Raw genomic sequence first — 19,535 nt, 5'->3', positions numbered from 1 at the left:
GCGTCCTACTGCCGGAAACCTGGAAGCTTGCCAAGTCCTGTTGAAGGGGCGAAGGCGAAAAGGCCTTCAACTTTTCAGCATGGTGGCTCAGGGCATCGCGCGCTTTCCTGAACGCGCGAGGGCGCAGTGAGACCTTGAATCGCAGCATAATCCCTCAGGACCGGTTCCGATTTGGGGAATTATGCAGTAGAGCTTGCAGCACAACCGCCGAACCCTGCCGAACCCTAAGGAATTCCGATGACGATTTACGACCTCGCCTCCCTGTCCCAGACGATCGAGACCGCATTCGAAGATCGCGAAACCGTCAATACCGGCACCCGCGGGGCCGTGCGCGATGCCGTCGAAGCGGCGCTCAACCTGCTCGACAGCGGCAAGGTGCGCGTTGCCGAGCGCGGCGAGGACGGAACCTGGACGGTCAATCAGTGGCTCAAGAAGGCGGTCCTCCTCTCCTTCCGGCTGAACCCGATGGAACTCGTCAAGGGCGGCCCCGGCGACTCGGTCTGGTGGGACAAGGTCCCGTCGAAATTCGACGGCTGGAGCGTCAACGAATTCGAAAAGGCCGGTTTCCGCGCGGTGCCGAACTGCGTCGTCCGTCGCTCGGCCTATATCGCCCCCAACGCGATCCTGATGCCGTCCTTCGTCAATCTCGGCGCCTATGTCGGCGAGGGAACGATGGTCGACACCTGGGCGACCGTCGGCTCCTGTGCCCAGATCGGCAAGAACGTCCATCTTTCCGGCGGCGTCGGCATCGGCGGCGTTCTGGAGCCGATGCAGGCGGGGCCGACGATCGTCGAGGACAATTGCTTCATCGGCGCGCGCTCCGAGGTCGTCGAAGGCTGCATCATCCGCGAGGGCTCGGTGCTCGGCATGGGCGTCTTCATCGGCAAGTCGACCAAGATCGTCGATCGCGCCACGGGCGAAGTGATGTATGGCGAAGTCCCGCCCTATGCGGTCGTCGTCGCCGGCTCGATGCCGTCCGGCTCGACCATGGCCAACGGCCAGCCGGCGCCGAACCTTTATTGCGCCGTCATCGTCAAGCGAGTCGACGAAAAGACCCGCTCCAAGACCGGCATCAACGAACTGCTCCGGGACTGATCATGGCCGAGGAAGGGCGGCAGCCGAGCATGACCTGGCTGTTCTTCAGCCCGTCCGGCCGCATAGGTCGACTGCCCTTCCTTTTCTCCTGGCTGTTCTGGTTCGCCGTCGGCTCGATCTTTCTCATGCAGGTGCTGAAGAACGAGGCTGAGGAGACAGCACTCGCCCTCTGGACCCTGCCGCTGATCGTCTCCGGCGTGCTTTCCACCGTTTCCATTGCCATGCTGGCGATCAAGCGCCTGCATGACATCGGCTATCCCGGGCCCTTTGCGCTCTGTCTCTTCATACCGGTGCTGAGCCCGATCGTCTTCATCGCGCTCTGCCTCTGGCCGGGCGCGGACGGAGCAAACGAATATGGCAGCCGCCGCAACGCCCCGCAGCAGTAGCGATTCCGCCTGTACATTCTCCTCCCCGCCCGGTATGTAGCGCGGCAACGAACAGGGCCGCGACATGTTGGCCGCGGCAATCGACGCCTGATGAGGACCCGATCCGAGGTCCGCTCCTCTGCCGGCGTGAAAACCGAAATCCGAAAGACGAGAGATGACAGAGTTTGAAGGGATCGCGCCTGCGATCGCCGAGGCATTGGCAAAACGCGGTTACGATGCGCTGACGCCGGTTCAAAAGGCAATGCTCGACCCGGCGCTCGACGGCGCCGACGCGCTGGTTTCCGCACAGACCGGTTCCGGTAAGACGGTGGCCTTCGGCCTCGCCCTCGCGCCGACGCTCATCGGCCCGAGCGGACGGTTCGATACGGCCGATGCGCCGCTGGCGCTCATCATCGCGCCCACGCGCGAGTTGGCGCTGCAGGTCAAGCGCGAGCTCGAATGGCTCTACGACATCGCGGGTGCCACCATCGCCTCCTGCGTCGGCGGCATGGATATGCGCGACGAGCGGCGGGCGCTCGAACGCGGCGCCCACATCGTCGTCGGCACCCCCGGGCGGCTCTGCGACCACATCCGCAGGGGCTCGCTCGATATTGCGGCGCTCCGCGCCGTCGTGCTCGACGAGGCGGACGAGATGCTCGATCTCGGCTTCCGAGAGGACCTGGAATTCATTCTCGAGGCGTCGCCGACCGAGCGCCGCACGCTGATGTTCTCGGCGACGGTGCCACGCTCGATCGCGACGCTCGCCAAGAATTATCAACGCGACGCCGTCCGCATCGGCATCGCATCGGAACAGAAGCAGCACGGCGATATCGAATACCGCGCCCTCGTCGTTGCGCCGAGCGACCGCGAGAACGCCATCATCAATGTGCTTCGCTATTACGAGGCGAAGAACGCGATCGTCTTCTGCTCGACCCGCGCGGCCGTCAATCACCTGACCGCACGGTTCAACAATCGCGGCTTTTCCGTCGTCGCGCTTTCAGGCGAGCTCAGCCAAAACGAGCGCACCCATGCTCTGCAGGCCATGCGCGACGGCCGCGCCCGGGTCTGCATCGCGACCGATGTCGCGGCCCGCGGGATCGACCTGCCGGGCCTCGAGCTTGTGATCCACGCCGACCTGCCGACCAATCCGGAAACGCTGCTGCATCGTAGCGGCCGCACCGGCCGCGCGGGTCGGAAGGGCGTCAGCGCACTGATCGTACCGGTCAATCAACGACGGAAGGCCGAGCGACTGCTCGACGGCGCCCGCATCGCTGCCGCCTGGGCAAAGCCGCCCTCGGCGGACGAAGTGACGCGTCGCGACGACGAGCGGCTGCTGGCCGATCCTGCGTTCGACGAGCCTCTCGGTGATGACGAGCGGGCAATCGTGGAGATGCTGATCGGCCGGCACGGGTTGGAGAAGGTCGCAGCCGCTTTTGTGCGGCAGTTCCGCGCCGGCCGCTCGGCGCCTGAAGATCTATCGGACGTTCCAGTTACGGGCGATCGGGGAACGCGGCGGGACCGCCCGGTCACCGAACGCGAGACGGCCCACGCGCCGCGAGCCGACTTCACCGACGGCAGCTGGTTTTCGCTTTCCGTCGGGCGCAAGCAGAATGCCGAGCCGCGCTGGCTCATTCCCATGCTCTGCCGCCACGGCAAGCTCACCAAGCGCGATATCGGGGCAATCCGCATGCAGGCGGAAGAGACCTATGTCGAACTGACGTCGGAGGGCGCGGAACGCTTTCTGTCGGCGATCGGGCCCAACCGGATGCTGGAAAAGGGCATTCGCATCAAGACGCTTTCGGGCGCGCCCGACCTCTCGCAGCCGCGACAGGAGAAGCCGGACTTCGAAAAGAAGCGGCCGCGGTCCGATGACAGCGGTCCGGTCCGCGAGAAAAAGGACTTCGGGCCGAAGCGCAAGTTCGAAAAGAAGCCTGCCTTTGCTCAGGACTCCGCCGTTGCAAAGCGGGACGAGAAGCCGTGGAGCAAGAAGAAGGGAACATCCGAGGCGAAAAAAGAGGGCGGCATCAAGCCGAAGGGCAAGCGCAACAATGCCAAGAGCCGGCGGGCCTGAGCTCTTTGCAAGACCGCGGGGTGGAAACCCCGCTTCCGCGAGCGCGACGCCGCGGGCGCGTTACGACGCCGAAGCGGCAAGTGAGAGGTCCGCCTGATCGGTGTCGATTTGCGCCACCACCTTCACCACCCAATCGGCAAAGACGCGCAGCCGGCTGCTCAGATGCCGGTTCGGCGGATAGACCAGATAGATCGGCATCGGATCCACCTGCCAATCGGGCAAGACCGGAACCATCGTCCCGGCGCGAAGGTCCTCGCGCACCATGAAGAGCGGCGCCTGGATGACGCCGAGGCCTGCCCGTGCGGCGGCGATATAGGTCGTCGACTCGTTTGCCGCGACCGTGTAGCGGCTGTTGACCTCGATCTCCTCGTTTCCGCGCCGGAAATGGAAGGGCATCTGCTGCCCCGACTTCGGCAGGAAATAGCCGACGGCATAGCAATTCTTCTCGAGATCGGAAGGATGTTGCGGCACCGGATGCCGCTCGAGAAAATCCCGCGAGGCGCATGTGATGAACTTCATCTCCGTGATGCGGCGAGCGATCAGCGACTGGTCGGTGAGCGTGCCGGCACGGACGGCGCAATCGACATTCTCCGCGAGATAGTCGATCGTCCGGTCGGAAACGCCGAGATCGACCTGTATGTCCGGGTACTTCTTGTAAAATTCGGGTAGCGCCGGAATGATGATCAGGTTGGCGAAGGCGCTCGCCGTTTCGACGCGCAGCCGCCCCTTCGGCAGGCTCTGGGCGCTTGAGAGGCTGCCGTCCAACTCGTCGAGATCGGAGAGCAGGCGAGCAGCGCGTTCATAGTAGAGCGCGCCGTCCGGGGTCACCAGCACCCGTCGCGTGGTCCGATTGAGCAGCTTCGTCCGCAGGTGCGCCTCCAAGCCCTGGATGAGATTGGTGACGGTCGCCTTCGGCATGTTGAGCGAAGCGGAGGCCCGGGTGAAATTGCCGGTTTCCACCACTCGAAGGAAAACGCGCATGGCCGTGAGCTGGTCCATTTTCAATACCGGATTGTTCGAAATTCCGAATAGTGTAGTCAGCGCCCGCGGACTATTCCAGACGAAAGACAATGTTATGCTGCAAACATCGCGGGTTGTCCCTCATCTAGGGATTCACTCACGGTGGAGACAAGAGATGGACGCGCATTTTACGGAAGAAACGATGCAGACGAGCCAAGGCTCGTGCCGCGCACGTGTCTACCGCGGTGCGTCGCTGCTATCGCCGCCGCCGGTGGTCTTGCATCTGCATGGCGGAAGTTTTGTGGAGGATTCGATCGCAGCGGGGGAAAAGGTGGCCAATGCGCTCGCGGCCGCGGGCGCAGTCGTCATCTCGCCGGAATACCCGTCCGCGTGCCTCAACCCTTTCCCGGCGGCGCTCGAAGCCGCCTATGCCATGCTTTCATCCATGCGCAGCCGCTGTCCGCAGTTTGCGCATAAGAAGTCCATGCTGTTCGTCGCCGGCGAGGAGGCGGGCGGCAACCTTGCGGCCGGGCTGGCGCTGATGGCGCGTGACCAGTACCTGACCGACCTCAAGGGCCAGATCCTGCTCTCGCCGATGCTCGACCCTTGTCTGGCGACGCCGTCGTTCCGCAAGTTCTGTCCGCAGAGTTCGGTGCAGTCGATCGCTGATGGTTGGCAGCAATATCTCGGCGAGCGCAGCGGGCTGACGCACCCTTATGCGGCGCCCGGCCATTGTACGCGGCTTGGCGGCCTCGTTCCGGCACTCGTCATCACCAGTGACGAATGTCCCATGCGCGACGAGACCCAGGCCTATGCAGAGCGGCTGCGCAAGGCCGGCGTTCCGGTGGAAATACACGTACTGCCAGGTCGCGCCGCCTGGCTGCCCGCCAATACCGCGGCTGAGCAAAACTGGCCGTCGCAGGAAAAGACCATATCCGGCATCTTCGCCCGCTTCTTCGAACAGGCGGGGGCGAGGCCGACAAAGCAGTAAACAGACAAGCAGTAATTGAAGCCGGACTCCCAACCGGCGAGGAGAGAAAAACATGACGTCGACCGTAACCCGCCGGGTCCTGTGGGGCGCCGGCCTCAGCATCCTGTTGTCCGTCGTCGGTGGAGCAGCCGTGTTCCTCGGCGTTCCAAGCCATTTCAAAGCGGACGCAGCGACTGAAGCGCCGGCAGCGGCACCCGCCGTTCCCGTCTCCGTAGCAAAAGCGGAAGCGCGCCGAATCACCACCTGGGAAAGCTTCTCGGGCCGTCTCGAGGCGATCGAGCGCGTCGAGGTTCGTCCCCGCGTCGGCGGCGCGATCCTGAGCGCGCATTTCCGCGAGGGTGCCGTGGTTCAGAAGGGCGATCTGCTAGTCACCATTGATCCCGAACCCTATGCCGCCGCAGTGGAGCGCGCGGAGGCGGAGGTCGCGGCCGCCGAAGCGCGCGTCGCTCTGGCAAAGACGGAACTCGAGCGCGGCCGCAAGCTGGTCACCACCAGCGCCATCGCGCAAAGCGGCGTCGACCAGCGGCTCGCCGCCTTCGACGAGGCGCAGGCGAACGTCCGCTCGGCAAAGGCGGCGCTGCGCTCGGCCCGGCTCGACCTCGGATACACCGAGGTGCGCGCTCCGATCACCGGGCGCGTCGGCAGGCTGGAGGTCACGGCCGGCAACCTCGTCGCCGCCGGCGCGGCCTCGCCCATCCTGACGACGCTCGTCTCCGTCGATCCGATCTATGCGAGCTTCAACGTCAGCGAGGAAGTGGTGGCCGCAGCACTCGCCAAGCTTTCCGCCTCCCCCGGCACCGATGCGATCGAACGCATCCCCGTCGAAATCGGCACCGCCGCCGACGCCGGTACGCCGATCAGCGGCCATATCCAGCTCATCAACAACGAGGTGGATGCGGCGACCGGCACGATCCGCGTACGGGCGGCGCTCACCAATGCCTACGGCCGGCTGATCGCGGGCCAGTTCGTGCGCATCCGGATCGGCGATCCGCAGCCTGAGGAAAAGCTGGTGATCAGCGACCGCGCCATCGGCTCGGACCAGGACAAGAAATTCGTCCTGGTCGTCGGATCGGACAACAAGGTGGAGTACCGGCAGGTAACGCTCGGCCCGGTGGCTGACGGTCTCAGGATCGTCGAAAGCGGCCTCAAACCCGGCGAGAGCATCGTCGTCAACGGTCTGCAGCGTGTGCGTCCCGGCGTCGTGGTCGCCCCGCAGCCGGTCGAGCAGGCGACCGCCTCGATCGCCAAACCATAGGAAGCGCGCCCTCCTCGTTAAGAGGCGGGCGCTCAAAAAGATATTGCAACGGCATGCATCGGCGCGTGCGGCGACAAGTCTTCGCCGCAGACGCCCTGCCCTTGCCTGAAGTTCCCAAAGGGGGATCGTTATGAACTTCTCACGCTTCTTCGTCGACCGCCCGGTCTTCGCGGGCGTTCTATCCGTGCTCATCTTCGTGGCGGGGCTCATCGGCATGACCGGTCTGCCGATTTCCGAATATCCGGAGGTCGTGCCGCCGCAGATCGTCGTGCGCGCCCAATATCCGGGCGCCAACCCGGCCGTCATCGCGGAAACCGTCGCGACCCCGCTCGAAGAGCAGATCAACGGCGTCGAAGGCATGCTCTACATGCAGAGCCAGGCGACCGCCGACGGCTTGATGACGCTCACCGTCACCTTCGAGCTCGGCACCGATCCGGACCAGGCCCAGCAGCTCGTGCAGAACCGCGTCTCGCAGGCCGAGCCGCGGCTGCCGGAAGAGGTGCGGCGTCTCGGCGTCACGACGGTCAAGAGCTCGCCCGACCTGACGCTCGTCGTGCATCTGCTTTCGCCGAACGGCCAATACGATATCAACTATCTGCGCAATTACGGCGTCCTGAACGTCAAGGATCGCCTGGCGCGCGTCGAAGGCGTCGGCCAAGTGCAGATCTTCGGCGGCGGCGACTATTCGATGCGCATCTGGATCGACCCGCAAAAGGCGGCCGAACGCGGCCTTGCCGCAAGCGACATCGCCAACGCCGTCCGTGGACAGAACGTCCAGGCGGCCGCCGGCGTGATCGGCGCCTCCCCATCCGTTCCTGGTCTCGACCTGCAGCTCTCCGTCAATGCGCAGGGGCGGCTCAGGACGCCCGAGGACTTCGCCGAGATCGTCGTCAAGTCCGGCGAGAACGGCGAGATCACGCGCCTTGGCGACGTCGCCCGCGTCGAAATGGGCGCGGCGGACTATTCGCTGCGGTCGCTCCTCGACAACAAGGCCGCCGTCGGCATGGGCGTGTTCCAGGCGCCCGGCTCGAACGCCATCCAGATCTCCGAAAACGTCCACAAGGTCATGGCCGAGCTCAAGCAGACAATGCCGGCAGGAGTGGACTACGAGATCGTCTACGACACGACGCAGTTCGTCAGGGCGTCGATCGAATCGGTCATCCACACGCTGCTCGAAGCGATCGCGCTGGTGGTCATCGTCGTCATCGTCTTCCTGCAGACCTGGCGCGCCTCGATCATCCCGCTCGTCGCCGTGCCCGTCTCGATCGTCGGCACCTTCGCGGTGATGTATGTCTTCGGCTTCTCGATCAATGCGCTGAGTCTCTTCGGCCTGGTGCTTGCGATCGGCATCGTTGTCGATGACGCTATCGTCGTCGTCGAGAACGTCGAACGCAACATCGAGCAGGGGCTGTCGCCGATCCAGGCGACCTACCGGGCCATGTCGGAGGTTTCCGGTCCGATCATCGCGATCGCGCTGGTGCTGGTCGCGGTCTTCGTGCCGCTCGCCTTCATCACCGGCCTCACCGGCCAGTTCTACCGCCAGTTCGCGCTGACCATCGCGATTTCGACGGTGATCTCGGCCTTCAACTCGCTGACGCTGTCGCCGGCGCTTGCAGCCCTGCTTCTGAAGGACCACCACGCGCCGAAGGATCGGCTGACGCGGATCATGGATGCGCTGTTCGGCTGGTTCTTCCGTGGCTTCAACCGCTTCTTCGGAGCGAGTTCGGAAGCCTATGGCCGCGGCGTCGGCGGCATTCTCACGCGTAAGTCGTTGATCGTGGGACTTTATGTCGTCCTCCTCGGCGTCACTTTCGTCCTCTTCCGCGCCGTGCCCGGCGGCTTCGTGCCGGCGCAGGATAAGCAGTATCTGATCGGTTTTGCGCAGCTGCCGGATGCGGCGACGCTCGATCGCTCGGAAGACGTCATCCGGCGCATGAGCGAGATCGCGCTCAAGCACCCGGGCGTCGAGCACGCCATCGCCTTCCCCGGCCTGTCCATCAACGGCTTCACCAACTCGTCGAACTCGGGCATCGTCTTCGTGTCCTTGAAGCCGTTCGAGGAGCGCAAGACCCCCGAACTCTCCGGCGGCGCGATCGCGATGCAACTGAACCAGGAGTTCGGTGCGATCCAGGACGCGTTCATCGCCATGTTCCCGCCGCCGCCCGTGCAGGGTCTCGGCACGACGGGCGGCTTCAAGCTGCAGATCGAGGACAGGAACGGCCTCGGCTACCGGACGCTCGACGAGGCGGCCAAGGCTTTCCTCGAGAAGGCGATGGCGGCACCGGAACTCGCCGGGCTTTATTCGAGCTTCCAGATCAACGTGCCGCAGCTCTATGCCGACCTCGATCGCGTCAAGGCGCGCCAGCTCGGCGTGGCGGTGACCGACGTGTTCGAGACGTTGCAGATCTATCTCGGTTCGCTCTACGTCAACGACTTCAATGCCTTCGGCCGCACTTACAGCGTACGCATCCAGGCCGATGCGAATTACCGAGCGCATGCCGACGACATCGGCAAGCTGAAGGTCCGTTCGCAATCGGGCGAGATGATCCCGCTGTCGGCACTGCTCAGGGTCGAACAGACGGTGGGTGCCGAACGGGCGATCCGCTACAACGGCTTCCTCGCCGCCGACATCAATGGCGGGCCGGCTCCGGGCTTCTCCTCCGGCCAGGCGCAGGCTGCAATAGAGCGGATCGCCGCCGAGACGCTGCCGCCCGGGATTTCCTACGAGTGGACGGACCTGACCTATCAGCAGATCCTCGCCGGCAATTCGGGCGTCCTCGTCTTCCCGCTAGCGCTGCTGCTCGTCTATCTCGTGCTCGCGGCTCAGTATGAAAGCCTGATGCTGCCGATCGCGATCATCATGATCGTACCGATGGGCATCATGGCGGCGCTTACAGGCCTTTGGCTGACGGGTGGCGACAACAACGTCTTCACGCAGATCGGTCTCATCGTGCTTGTCGGTCTTTCGGCGAAGAACGCGATCCTGATCGTCGAGTTCGCTCGCGAGCTCGAGCTGTCCGGGAAGAATGCCGTCAGCGCCGCGATCGAGGCGAGCCGGCTGCGCCTTCGGCCGATCCTGATGACTTCGATGGCCTTCATCATGGGTGTCGTGCCGCTGGTTCTGTCGACCGGCGCCGGCGCGGAGATGCGTTCGGCGATGGGCATCGCCGTGTTCGCCGGCATGATCGGCGTCACCGCCTTCGGCATCTTCATGACCCCGGTCTTCTACGTGCTGATCCGCAAGCTTTCCGGCGAGCGGCCTCTGAAGCACGCTGGCGGGCACATCGAGGCGCCGCATCTCGCCCCTGGCGAATAGCCTTCCCTGCCCGCAAACGGGTATCCTAACGGGCCGGACGCTTGTCCGGCCCGTGTCGTTTCGAGCCGCAGCCAAAGACCCGGCCCGCCTCATCGTGCGTGACAGCCGATGACCGATCGGATAAACCAGCAATCTCAGTTCCTTGGCCCACCGGCTTCGCAGGCATTCCGCTCGATGTTCCCCACCGATCCCATTTCTAATCTCGCCGCCCTCATCCGCTGCCCCTCCGTCACCCCGGCCGAGGGTGGTGCGCTTTCGGCTCTGGAGGCCATGCTCGGGCCGCTCGGCTTCCAGGTCGATCGCGTGGTGGCGAAGGAGGCAGGGACACCCGACATCGAGAATCTCTACGCCCGGCTCGGGGCCGATGGCCCCCATCTGATGTTCGCCGGCCATACCGACGTCGTGCCGGTCGGCGACGAGGCTGCCTGGAGCCACGCCCCATTTTCTGCCGAAATCGCCGATGGCGAAATGTACGGCCGTGGCGCCGTCGACATGAAGGGCGGCATCGCCTGCTTCGTCGCGGCCGTCGGCCGCCACATCGCAAAGCATGGCGCCCCTAAAGGGTCGATCTCCTTACTCATCACCGGCGACGAGGAAGGCCCGGCGATCAACGGCACGGTGAAGCTCCTCGAATGGGCGGCGGAAAAAGGTGAGCGCTGGGACGCCTGCCTCGTCGGCGAGCCGACCAATCCGGAGAGCCTCGGCGACATGATCAAGATCGGCCGCCGCGGCTCGCTTTCCGGCCGTATCACAGTGCACGGGGTCCAAGGCCATGCGGCCTATCCGCATCTCGCCGACAATCCGGTGCGCGGCATCCTGCAGCTTACGCAGGCGCTGATGGAGCCGCCCTTCGACAACGGCACGGAAAATTTCCAGCCGTCAAATCTCGAGGTCACGACGATCGATGTCGGCAATGCCGCGGTCAACGTCATTCCGGCCAAGGCGAGCGCCGCTTTCAACATCCGCTTCAACGATCGCTGGACGGCCGAGAGCCTGATGGCCGAGATCGTAGCTCGCCTCGACCGCGCCGCTGCGGACGGGGCGCTCAGGCCCGGCCGTGCGCCGGTCAAATACGACATCGTCTGGAACGAGCGTCCGAGCCATGTCTTCCTGACGCGCAACAACGCCCTCATCGATTCTCTCTCCGGCGCGATCGAAGCCGTCACTGGGCGGCGGCCGCAGCTTTCGACCACCGGCGGCACCTCGGACGCGCGCTTCATCAAGGACTATTGCCCGGTCGTCGAGTTCGGCCTGGTCGGAAAGACGATGCATATGATCGACGAGCGCGTCGCGCTTGCCGATGTTGAGACCCTGACCGGCATCTACGAAACCTTCATCGCCCGCTGGTTCGGCCATGTCACGGCTTGAGGAGGTCCTTGTCTATATCAAGGGACTATCGCTGTTGATCCAGGGCAACCGCGAAGGGTTTCGCTGGCTGGACATCAGCGAGGCCGGTCTCTGGCGGTCGTTCACGGCCATACTCTGGTCGCTGCCGGCGCTCGCCGTCGGCTGGGCGTCATGGCGGCTCTATTATCTTTCGGCGATGCCGAGCGGCACGACGGTCGGTCTCGGCTTCGTCGTCAAGCTTTTCGTCGTCGATCTCGCGGCCTGGCTGCTGCCGGTCGCGCTGACACTCATCCTCTCGCGCCCGCTCGACTTCACGGCTTTCGTGGTGCCGGTGATCGTCACCACCAATTGGCTCCAGGTGCCGCTGTCCTATGCCATGGCGGTGCCGGCGGCGATCCTGCTGCTGGTGCCCGGCGGCCAGGACGTCGCCGTCCTGCTGTCATTTCTTCTGCTCTTCGTGAATGCCGCCCTGCTCTTCCGCCTCTTGCGCACCGTGACCGCCAACCAGAACCTGCTCGCCGCCGCACTGGCTGCACTCTTCCTGCTGTCCCCATTGATGATCGTGCAGTCTCTGCAGCGCCTCCTGGGGGTAATGCCGGGCTGAGCCTCTTTGTTTCGATGCATGCCGTTGTCCCAGAACCGCTACACACTTCTGGGCGACATGCATGAGGTCAGTAGTCGACCTGCAGGAAATAGAGGCCTTCCGGCGGAGCGACGGGCCCGCAGGCTTTGCGGTCGCGCGCTTCGAGGGCGGCCTCAAGATCGTCCGGCGTCCACTTGCCCTCGCCGACGAGCTTCAGGGAGCCCGCGAAGGAGCGTATCTGGTTGTGCAGGAAACTCTGCGCCGTCGCCCGAATTTCGATCAGTTCGCCACTACGCGTCACATCCAGCCTATCGAGCGTGCGAAGCGGGCTTGTGGCCTGGCAATGGGCCGAACGGAACGTCGTGAAGTCGTGATGCCCGACAAGCCGCTGCGCTGCCTCGTGCATCGCCTCATGATTCAGCGACTTCGGCACCCACCAGGCGCGCTTTGCCTCCAGCGCCAGGGGCGAGCGCCGGGAAATGATGCGGTAGAGATAATGCCGCCGGATCGCCGAAAAACGCGCGTCGAAATCCGCCGGCGCTTCCGCTGCCTCGAGAATCGAGACGCGCTCGCCGGCGAGCGTCAGATGCGCGTTCAACGCATTGCGCAGTGTATGCGTCTTCCACTCGCGCGTGAGATCGAGATGCGCCACCTGGCCCACGGCGTGCACGCCGGAATCGGTGCGTCCGGCGCCGCGGATCGAGGCCGTCTCGCCGGTCAGCGACAGGACCGCCTTTTCGATCGCGCCCTGAACGGAAGGGCCGTTCTCTTGCCGCTGCCAACCGACATAATCGGAGCCGTCATATTCGACGGTCAAGCGATAGCGCGGCATCAAGTGATCCTCGTGCCGGGGGCCAGCGGCGTGCCGCGCAGGAAGTCGGCGACCGCGAGCACCTTGCCGCCCGCCCGCTGGAGCCTTGTCGGCCGTACCGCGCCCTCGCCGCAGGCAATGGTCAAGGCATCATCCAGAACGAGGCCGGCCGCACCGGTCCCTTCGACGCGCTCTGAGCCCACGACCTTGATGCGCTCCATCCGCCCCGCGATTTCGAGTTCGAACCAGGCGCCCGGAAAGGGCGAGAGGCCGCGGATGTGGTTGTGCACTTCCTCAGCGGCCCGTGTGAAATCGATCCGTGTCTCGTCCTTGCTGATCTTGGCGGCGTAGACGACGCCCTCCTCCGGCTGTGGCGTCAGTGTCAGCTCGCCCGCCTCGAGCTTGGCCATCGCCTGCGTCATCAATTCCGCGCCCACCTGCATCATCCGGTCGTGCAACTCGCCTGCCGTCATCGTCTCGTCGATCGCAACGGTTCGCGTAAGCGCGACCGGGCCGGTATCGAGCCCCTTGTCCATCTTCATGACCATCATGCCGGTTTCGCGGTCACCGGCCATGATCGCGCGCTGGATCGGCGCCGCACCGCGCCAACGCGGTAGGAGCGAGGCATGACCGTTATAGCAGCCGTGGCGCGTTCCCGAGAGGATCTCCTCAGGCAAGAGCAGGCCGTAGGCGACGACCACCGCCACATCGGCATCGAAGTCGCGGAAGACCTGGCGATCCGCCGCGTCCTTGAAATTGACGGGTGTCAACACCGGAACGCCGAGATGCTCGGCAGCCTCGTGCACCGGCGACTTCTTGAAGTCGAGGCCGCGCCGCCCGGCGGGACGCGGGGGTTGCGTGTAGGCGGCGACGATTTCGTGACCCGCCCCGGCAAGTGCCAGAAGCGTCGGCACGGAAAATTCCGGCGTGCCCATGAAGATGATGCGAAGCGGCAAAGCGGCGGACTCCGTCTTTATTCAATTGCCCGCAAGCGGGCGGCGGCTCCAGCCCAAGCGCCGATCAGATCGCCTTGGCGCCGCGCGTCTTGGCGGCCTTGGTGAACTTGCGGATCACCATGTCGCGCTTGAGCTTGGAGATATGGTCGATGAACAGGACGCCGTTCAGATGGTCGATTTCGTGCTGCAGGCAAGTGGCGAGGAGGCCGTCGGCTTCGATCGCCTGTTCCTTGCCCTCGCGATCGAGATATTCCACCGTGATCGCTGCCGGCCGCTCGACCTCGGCGTAATAGTCCGGGATAGAGAGGCAGCCTTCCTCGTAGACCGAGCGCTCGTCGGACGAGCGGACGATCTTCGGATTGATGAAGACGAGCGGCTTCTTCTCCTCGCCCTCCTTCGTCACGTCCAGAACCAGGAGGCGCTTCGGCACGCCGATCTGGATCGCCGCCAGACCGATGCCTGGAGCGTCGTACATGGTTTCCAGCATATCGTCAGCAAGGCGGCGAATGTCGGCGTCAATGGTCTCCACCGGCGTCGACAACTGGCGCAGGACCGGATCGGGAAGGATGATGAGCGGCTTGATCGTCATGCTCGTCCCATAGCCGATCTTCCGCTTTCGGTGCAAGAAAATTGCCGAACCGTTGGCTCTCAACCGGCGCGGCTCATATGTTCTTGTTTTGATCTGGTCTTCGAGTGCGAATCTGTTTAGGCTCTGGCTATGGAGCCCATCGCCTTTTCCTTCGACCAACCGCTGTTCCTCATCGGCGCCCTGCCCGTCACGGCCGGCCATCTCGTCACCGCCGCCGCTTGCTTGCTCGCCGCGCTTTCGGTTGTCTTCGCGCGGCGCACTCGCTCGCTTCGGGCAATCGAGCGCGACGAGCAGATCGCGACGCTGCTTACGGCGCAGACGGAAATGCAGGGCCGCATCGCCGCCATGACTGAGGTCTTCGGCGCGCGGCAGGCGGAACTCAACCAAGCGATCAGCCAGCGCATCGACGGCATGACGCACCGGATCGGCGCCTCGCTCAGTGAACAGACGAAGGCGACGCATGAGAATCTCAGGCGTCTGCAAGAGCGGCTCGCGGTGATCGACAACGCGCAAAGCAACATCCAGTCGCTCGCCAAGGATATGGCCGGGCTTCAGAGCATCCTCGCCAACAAGCAGACGCGCGGCGCCTTCGGCCAGTCGCGGATGGAGGCGATCGTCGCCGATGGCCTGCCGATGGGCGCCTTCGCCTTTCAGGCGACGATCTCCAACGGCGCGCGGCCGGACTGCACGATCCGCATGCCGAACGGCCAGCCGCCGCTCGTCATCGATGCGAAGTTTCCGCTCGAAGCGTGGAACGCCATGCGCGATGCCGAGAGCGCGGAGCGACGGCAACAGGCCGCACAAGCCTTTCGCCGCGACATGGAAGTGCATATCCGCGATATCGCCAGCAAATACCTGCTGCCCGGCGAAACGCAGGATACGGCCTTCCTCTTCGTTCCCTCCGAATCGATCTTCGCCGAAATCCACGAGCACTTCGAAGCGATCGTCCAGAAGGCGCATCGCCAACGTATCGTCATCGTATCGCCGTCGCTCCTGCTTCTGTCGATTCAGGTGATCCAGGCGATCCTGAAAGACGCCCGCATGCGCGAACAGGCCCATCTCATCCAGGGCGAAGTCGTGCGGCTGATGGAAGACCTTTCGCGGCTCGACGAACGTGTGCGCAAGCTGCAGGGCCACTTCGCCATGACCCAGAAGGACGTCGAGGAGATCCTGATCTCCTCCGACAAGCTTACCCGGCGCGGCGCCAAGATCGAGGCGCTCGAACTGCAGGGCGAAGCCGATCCCAGCCAGGCAGACAAGGTCGTGCGCCCCAAGGACAGCCGCGTCGGCCAATTGAAGCTTATGGTGGTTGACGAGGACTGACGCGGTCGGGCACTCTCCGGCCAGTGCATGTCGCCCAAAAGTGTGCAGCGTTTTTGGGATGACGACATGCACCAAACAAAGACCTAAGCGCGTCCCATGAATGCAACGCGCTTAGGATCACGAAGCCGACGGGACTTTTCCATGATCACTGTTTTTGGGTCCATCAACATGGACCTGATCGCCACGACCGCACGCCTTCCGAAACCCGGTGAGACGGTCGCCGGGACGGGCTTTTCGACCGCAGCCGGAGGTAAGGGCGCCAACCAGGCGCTCGCCGCGCGCCGCGCCGGCGCTCAGGTAGGCATGGCGGGTGCGGTCGGGTCCGACAGTTTCGCCGACGGCGCGCTCGCCCTGCTCAGGGAGGCGGGCGCCGATCTCAGCCTCACGAAGACCGTCGACGAGCCGACCGGCACGGCGCATATCATCGTCGGCGGAGACGGCGAGAACGTCATCGTCGTCGTCGCCAGCGCCAACGGAACGGTCGGCGAGAAAGACGCCGTTTCGGCAGTCGCGGGAATGGCTCCCGGCGATACGCTGATGCTGCAGCTCGAAATCCCCGCCGCCTCGGTCGAGAAGGCGCTTTCCGAAGCCAAGCGGCAAGGCGTCCGCTCGATCATCAACATCGCGCCGCTGACAGCGGATGCGGCAAGGCTCGGCCGCATGGCCGATATCGTCATTGCCAACGAGACCGAGTTCGAACTGCTTGCCGGCAAGAGCGGCATCTACGGGGCCGAGCGGGAAGCGGAGATGCGGCAGCTTCACGCCGAAACGGGCCAGACTGTCATCGTGACGCTTGGCGCCGAGGGCGTCGTCGCCGCTCACGAAGGCGAAGTCCATCGCGCCAGGGGGCTCAAGATCGAGCCCGTCGACACGGTGGGCGCGGGCGATACCTTCTGCGGCTATCTCGCGGCGAGCCTCGATGCCGGCCTCGCCTTCCCCGATGCGTTAAGACGCGCCGCCGTCGCCGGGTCGCTCGCCTGCCTCAAGCCCGGCGCGCAGCCGGCGATCCCCACCGCCGCCGAGGTCGCCGCCCGGCTTTAGGTCATGCGTCCTGAAGCGCGGTGCATTCAACCGGACTCGATGCGCCGCGTTTTAGGTCTTTGTTTCTGTGCAATGGCGCTCGTTCCAAAGCCGCTGCACACTTGGCGACCGGCATTGAAGGGCCGGGGCGGCTGCGGGCGGAAACCGCTTGTTACTCCCCGCTCTGACACTCCATTTCCGCGCTTTTCGCAATCTGAACAGTATAGGTCGCGGTAACGACGCTTGCCGTGTGATTCTTACTTGAGCGGCGCATGAATCGGCTCACGTGTTGGCCGTATTTTAATCTTTGATCGTCTAATCAGTTGAACGAGAAGGCCGATTACTTCGGGCCATCTCCTTCGTGCCGGTCGGCATCTGGCGCTCCATGACGGGGCTTTCACCCAAACATCGGAATGCGTGACGTCGCAGGTGACACCTGCGGACCTCCAAATGCGTGAGGATTTCATGTTCAAGTTCCAAGCCAAATCGCTGGCGACCAAGCTGATCGCAGTGACGGGCGGCACGATCGCCCTCGTGCTGCTCGCATCGAATTTCATTCTCATCTCCCAGACACAGGATCGCGTCGAGACGCTGGTCTTCGATGGCGCGCAGACGGAGGCACGCGCCATCGCTTCCGACATCGCCGGAAGCGTCGGAGAGCTGGCCGCCGCAGCGCGCACCATGTCGGGCGTGCTGGGACGTGGTCACGCCGGGCAGTCCACCGACCGGGCCGGCGCCATCAACCTCCTGAAAGCCAATCTCGACCAGCACGATTTTGCCTTCGGAAGCTGGTTCGCCGAGGAATCAAAAGCCTTCGACGGGAAGGACGTCGTCAACAACACCGAGCTTGGCGGCAATGCAGAGGGCGCCTTCACGCCCTACTGGTCGAAGGATCGCAACGGCAAGGCGCAGCTCTCGACATTCAAGGCCGACTATGAGGCCGAATGGTACGCTCTCGCGGCCAAGAGCGGGAAGGGCGCCATCACCCAGCCATACCTGGCGGAGGGCACCGACGTTCCGACAACGATGACCTCTATCGCCTATCCGGTGATGTCGAACGGCAAGATGATCGGCGTCTCAGGTGTCGATATCTCGCTTGCCTCGCTCGCCGATCGGCTAGGCAAGCTCAAGCCTTTCGGGACGGGGCGCGTCTACCTGCTTTCGCAGGGCGGTAAATGGCTCGCCGCGCCGATCCCCGAGCTTCTGATGAAGGATTACGACGGCGAAGGTGTCGACACCGTGAAGAACGCCCTCACCACGGGTGCGTCCGGCATGGTCAAGAACCTGACTTATGACGGAAACGAGCCTTTCGACCGCGTCGTCTATCCTTTCAAGCTGCCCAATGTGAATGCGAGCTGGGTCGTGCTGGTCGATGTTCCGCGCACTGCCATCAACGCGCCGGTCCGCGATCAAACCTACATGATGATCGTCGGCGGTCTGGTGGTACTCGGCGCGGTGCTCGCCGGCCTCTACTTCGCCGTACGCCGGTTCGTGCAGAAGCCGCTTGCCGGTCTCGTTCGCGACGTCGAGACGCTCAGCAACGGCGAATACACGCAGCCGATCTCCGGACAGGACCGTGCCGACGAAACCGGCGCCGTCGCCAAGGCACTCGAAGGCTTCCGCCACCAGCTCGCCGACAACCGGCGCCTGGAAAGCGAGGCCCGCCATGAGCGTGAGCGGGCGGAACTCGAGCGTAGCCGGTCGGAAAACGAACGCGCCGAAAGCAACGTGCTCCAGCGCGACATCGTCGCACGCCTCGGCAAAGGCCTGTCGCATCTTGCTTCCGGCGATCTCGCCTTCCGCATCACCGACGACTTCCCGGGCGAATATGCGCAGTTGAAGCGCGACTTCAACGCGACGATGGAGAGCCTCGAAGAAACGATCCGCACCGTGAACCACTCGGTCGTGAATATCGGCAGCGGCACCGGCGAGATCTCAAGCGCCGCCAACGATCTGTCGCACCGGACGGAACAGCAGGCCGCAAGCCTCGAGGAGACCGCCGCCGCCCTCGACCAGTTGACCTCGCAGGTGAACGCCAGCGCCGAAAACGCCAAGGTCGCAGCGAAATCGGTCGAGGTCGCAAGCAACGATGCCGAACAGTCCGGCGAAGTCGTCCAGAAGGCAATCGCTGCCATGCGGGGCATCGAGCAGTCGTCGCATGAGGTCAGCCGCATCATCGGCGTCATCGACGAGATCGCCTTCCAGACCAATCTGTTGGCGCTCAATGCCGGGGTCGAGGCAGCGCGCGCCGGCGATGCCGGCAAGGGCTTCGCGGTCGTCGCACAGGAAGTCCGCGAACTCGCGCAGCGCTCGGCCAATGCCGCCAAGGAGATCAAAACGCTGATCAACACCTCGGCCGGCCAGGTACGCGAAGGCGTCGATCTCGTCGGCAAGGCGGGCGGCGCGCTCGAGAAGATCGCCGAGCAGGTGGTTGAGATCAACGGCCTCATCCGCCAGATCTCCAGCTCCGCATCGGAACAGGCCGTCGGCCTCAAGGAGATCAACTCGGCGGTCAACCAGATGGACCAGGTGACGCAGCAGAATGCCGCGATGGTGGAAGAGACGACCGCCGCGAGCATGGCGCTGAACGACGAGGCACGGGCGTTGAGTGCGCTGGTCTCTCGCTTCCGCGTCACGCAGGCGCCTGCCCAGTCCTCGGCCGAGATGCTGCGCGGCACCGCCGACCGGATGCGGGCCGCGGAAAGCCCCGCCCCTCGCCCAGCAGCGACGGCAAAGGCAGCGCCGCGCAGCGGCGCCTATTCGGCTCCGATGCAGCGCGTGCGTGCCAAGGCGTCCGGCGCCAATGCGTTGGCCGAGGACAATTGGGAAGAGTTCTGACCCGGCGACATGGCG

The 19,535-nt window shown here is 64.5% G+C and carries 15 protein-coding genes; 11 read left to right on the top strand and 4 right to left on the bottom strand.

Annotation, left to right across the window (positions count from 1 at the left end; translation table 11 throughout):
- The first annotated feature begins 237 nt into the window (after window positions 1–237).
- The 3 genes from dapD (at window position 238) to M728_RS00320 (ending at window position 3,531) form a co-directional block, all read left to right on the top strand.
- Window positions 238–1,095 (top strand): 2,3,4,5-tetrahydropyridine-2,6-dicarboxylate N-succinyltransferase, encoded by an 858-nt coding sequence (gene dapD, locus M728_RS00330; protein WP_026619612.1) that lies wholly within the window; start codon window positions 238–240, stop codon window positions 1,093–1,095.
- Between the two features lie 2 nt (window positions 1,096–1,097).
- Window positions 1,098–1,481, top strand: a complete 384-nt coding sequence (locus tag M728_RS00325; RefSeq protein WP_026619611.1) for a DUF805 domain-containing protein — start codon at window positions 1,098–1,100, stop codon at window positions 1,479–1,481.
- 154 nt (window positions 1,482–1,635) lie between these two features.
- Complete coding sequence (locus M728_RS00320; protein ID WP_026619610.1) at window positions 1,636–3,531, top strand: DEAD/DEAH box helicase; 1,896 nt, start codon at window positions 1,636–1,638, stop codon at window positions 3,529–3,531.
- Window positions 3,532–3,591: 60 nt separating this feature from the next.
- Here M728_RS00320 and M728_RS00315 read toward each other — a convergent pair whose 3' ends face one another.
- Window positions 3,592–4,530, bottom strand: a complete 939-nt coding sequence (locus M728_RS00315; protein WP_051440838.1) for a LysR family transcriptional regulator — start codon at window positions 4,528–4,530, stop codon at window positions 3,592–3,594.
- Between the two features lie 136 nt (window positions 4,531–4,666).
- On the opposite strand from M728_RS00315, the gene M728_RS00310 reads away from it, so the two are divergent.
- The 5 genes from M728_RS00310 to M728_RS00290 all read left to right on the top strand — a co-directional run bounded on the left by M728_RS00310 (window position 4,667) and on the right by M728_RS00290 (window position 12,004).
- A complete protein-coding gene (locus tag M728_RS00310) occupies window positions 4,667–5,482 on the top strand; it encodes an alpha/beta hydrolase (protein ID WP_026619609.1) in 816 nt (271 codons plus the stop codon).
- A gap of 52 nt (window positions 5,483–5,534) precedes the next feature.
- Entirely contained in the window at window positions 5,535–6,737 is a 1,203-nt protein-coding gene (locus M728_RS00305) for an efflux RND transporter periplasmic adaptor subunit (protein WP_026619608.1), read from the top strand.
- Between the two features lie 130 nt (window positions 6,738–6,867).
- Window positions 6,868–10,053: an efflux RND transporter permease subunit gene (locus M728_RS00300; RefSeq protein ID WP_026619607.1), complete on the top strand. Its 3,186-nt coding sequence runs from the start codon at window positions 6,868–6,870 to the stop codon at window positions 10,051–10,053.
- A gap of 174 nt (window positions 10,054–10,227) precedes the next feature.
- Complete coding sequence (gene dapE / locus M728_RS00295; RefSeq protein WP_026619606.1) at window positions 10,228–11,421, top strand: succinyl-diaminopimelate desuccinylase; 1,194 nt, start codon at window positions 10,228–10,230, stop codon at window positions 11,419–11,421.
- Window positions 11,408–12,004 carry a hypothetical protein gene (locus tag M728_RS00290; RefSeq protein ID WP_026619605.1) on the top strand — a complete coding sequence of 199 codons (597 nt, stop codon included), beginning with the start codon at window positions 11,408–11,410 and terminating at the stop codon, window positions 12,002–12,004. Before dapE ends, M728_RS00290 begins: the two co-directional genes overlap by 14 nt.
- Window positions 12,005–12,071: 67 nt before the next feature.
- On the opposite strand, the gene truA is transcribed toward M728_RS00290, so the two are convergent.
- The 3 genes from truA to def form a co-directional block, all read right to left on the bottom strand.
- Complete coding sequence (truA, locus tag M728_RS00285; protein ID WP_026619604.1) at window positions 12,072–12,815, bottom strand: tRNA pseudouridine(38-40) synthase TruA; 744 nt, start codon at window positions 12,813–12,815, stop codon at window positions 12,072–12,074.
- Entirely contained in the window at window positions 12,815–13,750 is a 936-nt protein-coding gene (gene fmt, locus M728_RS00280) for a methionyl-tRNA formyltransferase (protein ID WP_026619603.1), read from the bottom strand. The genes truA and fmt overlap by 1 nt, the downstream gene beginning before the upstream one ends.
- 64 nt (window positions 13,751–13,814) lie before the next feature.
- Entirely contained in the window at window positions 13,815–14,339 is a 525-nt protein-coding gene (gene def, locus M728_RS00275) for a peptide deformylase (protein ID WP_034883233.1), read from the bottom strand.
- A gap of 129 nt (window positions 14,340–14,468) precedes the next feature.
- On the opposite strand from def, the gene M728_RS00270 reads away from it, so the two are divergent.
- The 3 genes from M728_RS00270 to M728_RS00260 all read left to right on the top strand — a co-directional run bounded on the left by M728_RS00270 (window position 14,469) and on the right by M728_RS00260 (window position 19,520).
- Complete coding sequence (locus M728_RS00270; protein WP_026619601.1) at window positions 14,469–15,662, top strand: DNA recombination protein RmuC; 1,194 nt, start codon at window positions 14,469–14,471, stop codon at window positions 15,660–15,662.
- A gap of 141 nt (window positions 15,663–15,803) precedes the next feature.
- The gene (locus M728_RS00265) at window positions 15,804–16,703 is read left to right on the top strand and encodes a ribokinase (RefSeq protein WP_026619600.1); all 900 of its coding nucleotides are present in this window, start codon (window positions 15,804–15,806) and stop codon (window positions 16,701–16,703) included.
- Window positions 16,704–17,147: 444 nt separating this feature from the next.
- Complete coding sequence (locus M728_RS00260; protein WP_026619599.1) at window positions 17,148–19,520, top strand: methyl-accepting chemotaxis protein; 2,373 nt, start codon at window positions 17,148–17,150, stop codon at window positions 19,518–19,520.
- Window positions 19,521–19,535: the final 15 nt, after the last annotated feature.

Origin of the sequence: Ensifer sp. WSM1721, assembly GCF_000513895.2 — a bacterium.
Taxonomy (GTDB): domain Bacteria; phylum Pseudomonadota; class Alphaproteobacteria; order Rhizobiales; family Rhizobiaceae; genus Sinorhizobium.
Note: the sequence above shows the minus strand (reverse complement) of the source record. Positions and strands in the feature narration are given on the sequence as shown.

What these genes read in the sequence shown, in the direction of transcription:
- M728_RS00320 (WP_026619610.1), top strand. Translation starts at nt 1,636, where the DNA reads ATGACAGAGTTTGAAGGGATCGCGCCTGCGATCGCCGAGGCATTGGCA.
- M728_RS00315 (WP_051440838.1), bottom strand. Translation starts at nt 4,530, where the DNA reads ATGGACCAGCTCACGGCCATGCGCGTTTTCCTTCGAGTGGTGGAAACC.
- M728_RS00325 (WP_026619611.1), top strand. Translation starts at nt 1,098, where the DNA reads ATGGCCGAGGAAGGGCGGCAGCCGAGCATGACCTGGCTGTTCTTCAGC.
- dapE (WP_026619606.1), top strand. Translation starts at nt 10,228, where the DNA reads ATGTTCCCCACCGATCCCATTTCTAATCTCGCCGCCCTCATCCGCTGC.
- M728_RS00270 (WP_026619601.1), top strand. Translation starts at nt 14,469, where the DNA reads ATGGAGCCCATCGCCTTTTCCTTCGACCAACCGCTGTTCCTCATCGGC.
- M728_RS00310 (WP_026619609.1), top strand. Translation starts at nt 4,667, where the DNA reads ATGGACGCGCATTTTACGGAAGAAACGATGCAGACGAGCCAAGGCTCG.
- def (WP_034883233.1), bottom strand. Translation starts at nt 14,339, where the DNA reads ATGACGATCAAGCCGCTCATCATCCTTCCCGATCCGGTCCTGCGCCAG.
- truA (WP_026619604.1), bottom strand. Translation starts at nt 12,815, where the DNA reads ATGCCGCGCTATCGCTTGACCGTCGAATATGACGGCTCCGATTATGTC.
- M728_RS00265 (WP_026619600.1), top strand. Translation starts at nt 15,804, where the DNA reads ATGATCACTGTTTTTGGGTCCATCAACATGGACCTGATCGCCACGACC.
- M728_RS00260 (WP_026619599.1), top strand. Translation starts at nt 17,148, where the DNA reads ATGTTCAAGTTCCAAGCCAAATCGCTGGCGACCAAGCTGATCGCAGTG.
- dapD (WP_026619612.1), top strand. Translation starts at nt 238, where the DNA reads ATGACGATTTACGACCTCGCCTCCCTGTCCCAGACGATCGAGACCGCA.
- M728_RS00290 (WP_026619605.1), top strand. Translation starts at nt 11,408, where the DNA reads ATGTCACGGCTTGAGGAGGTCCTTGTCTATATCAAGGGACTATCGCTG.
- M728_RS00305 (WP_026619608.1), top strand. Translation starts at nt 5,535, where the DNA reads ATGACGTCGACCGTAACCCGCCGGGTCCTGTGGGGCGCCGGCCTCAGC.
- M728_RS00300 (WP_026619607.1), top strand. Translation starts at nt 6,868, where the DNA reads ATGAACTTCTCACGCTTCTTCGTCGACCGCCCGGTCTTCGCGGGCGTT.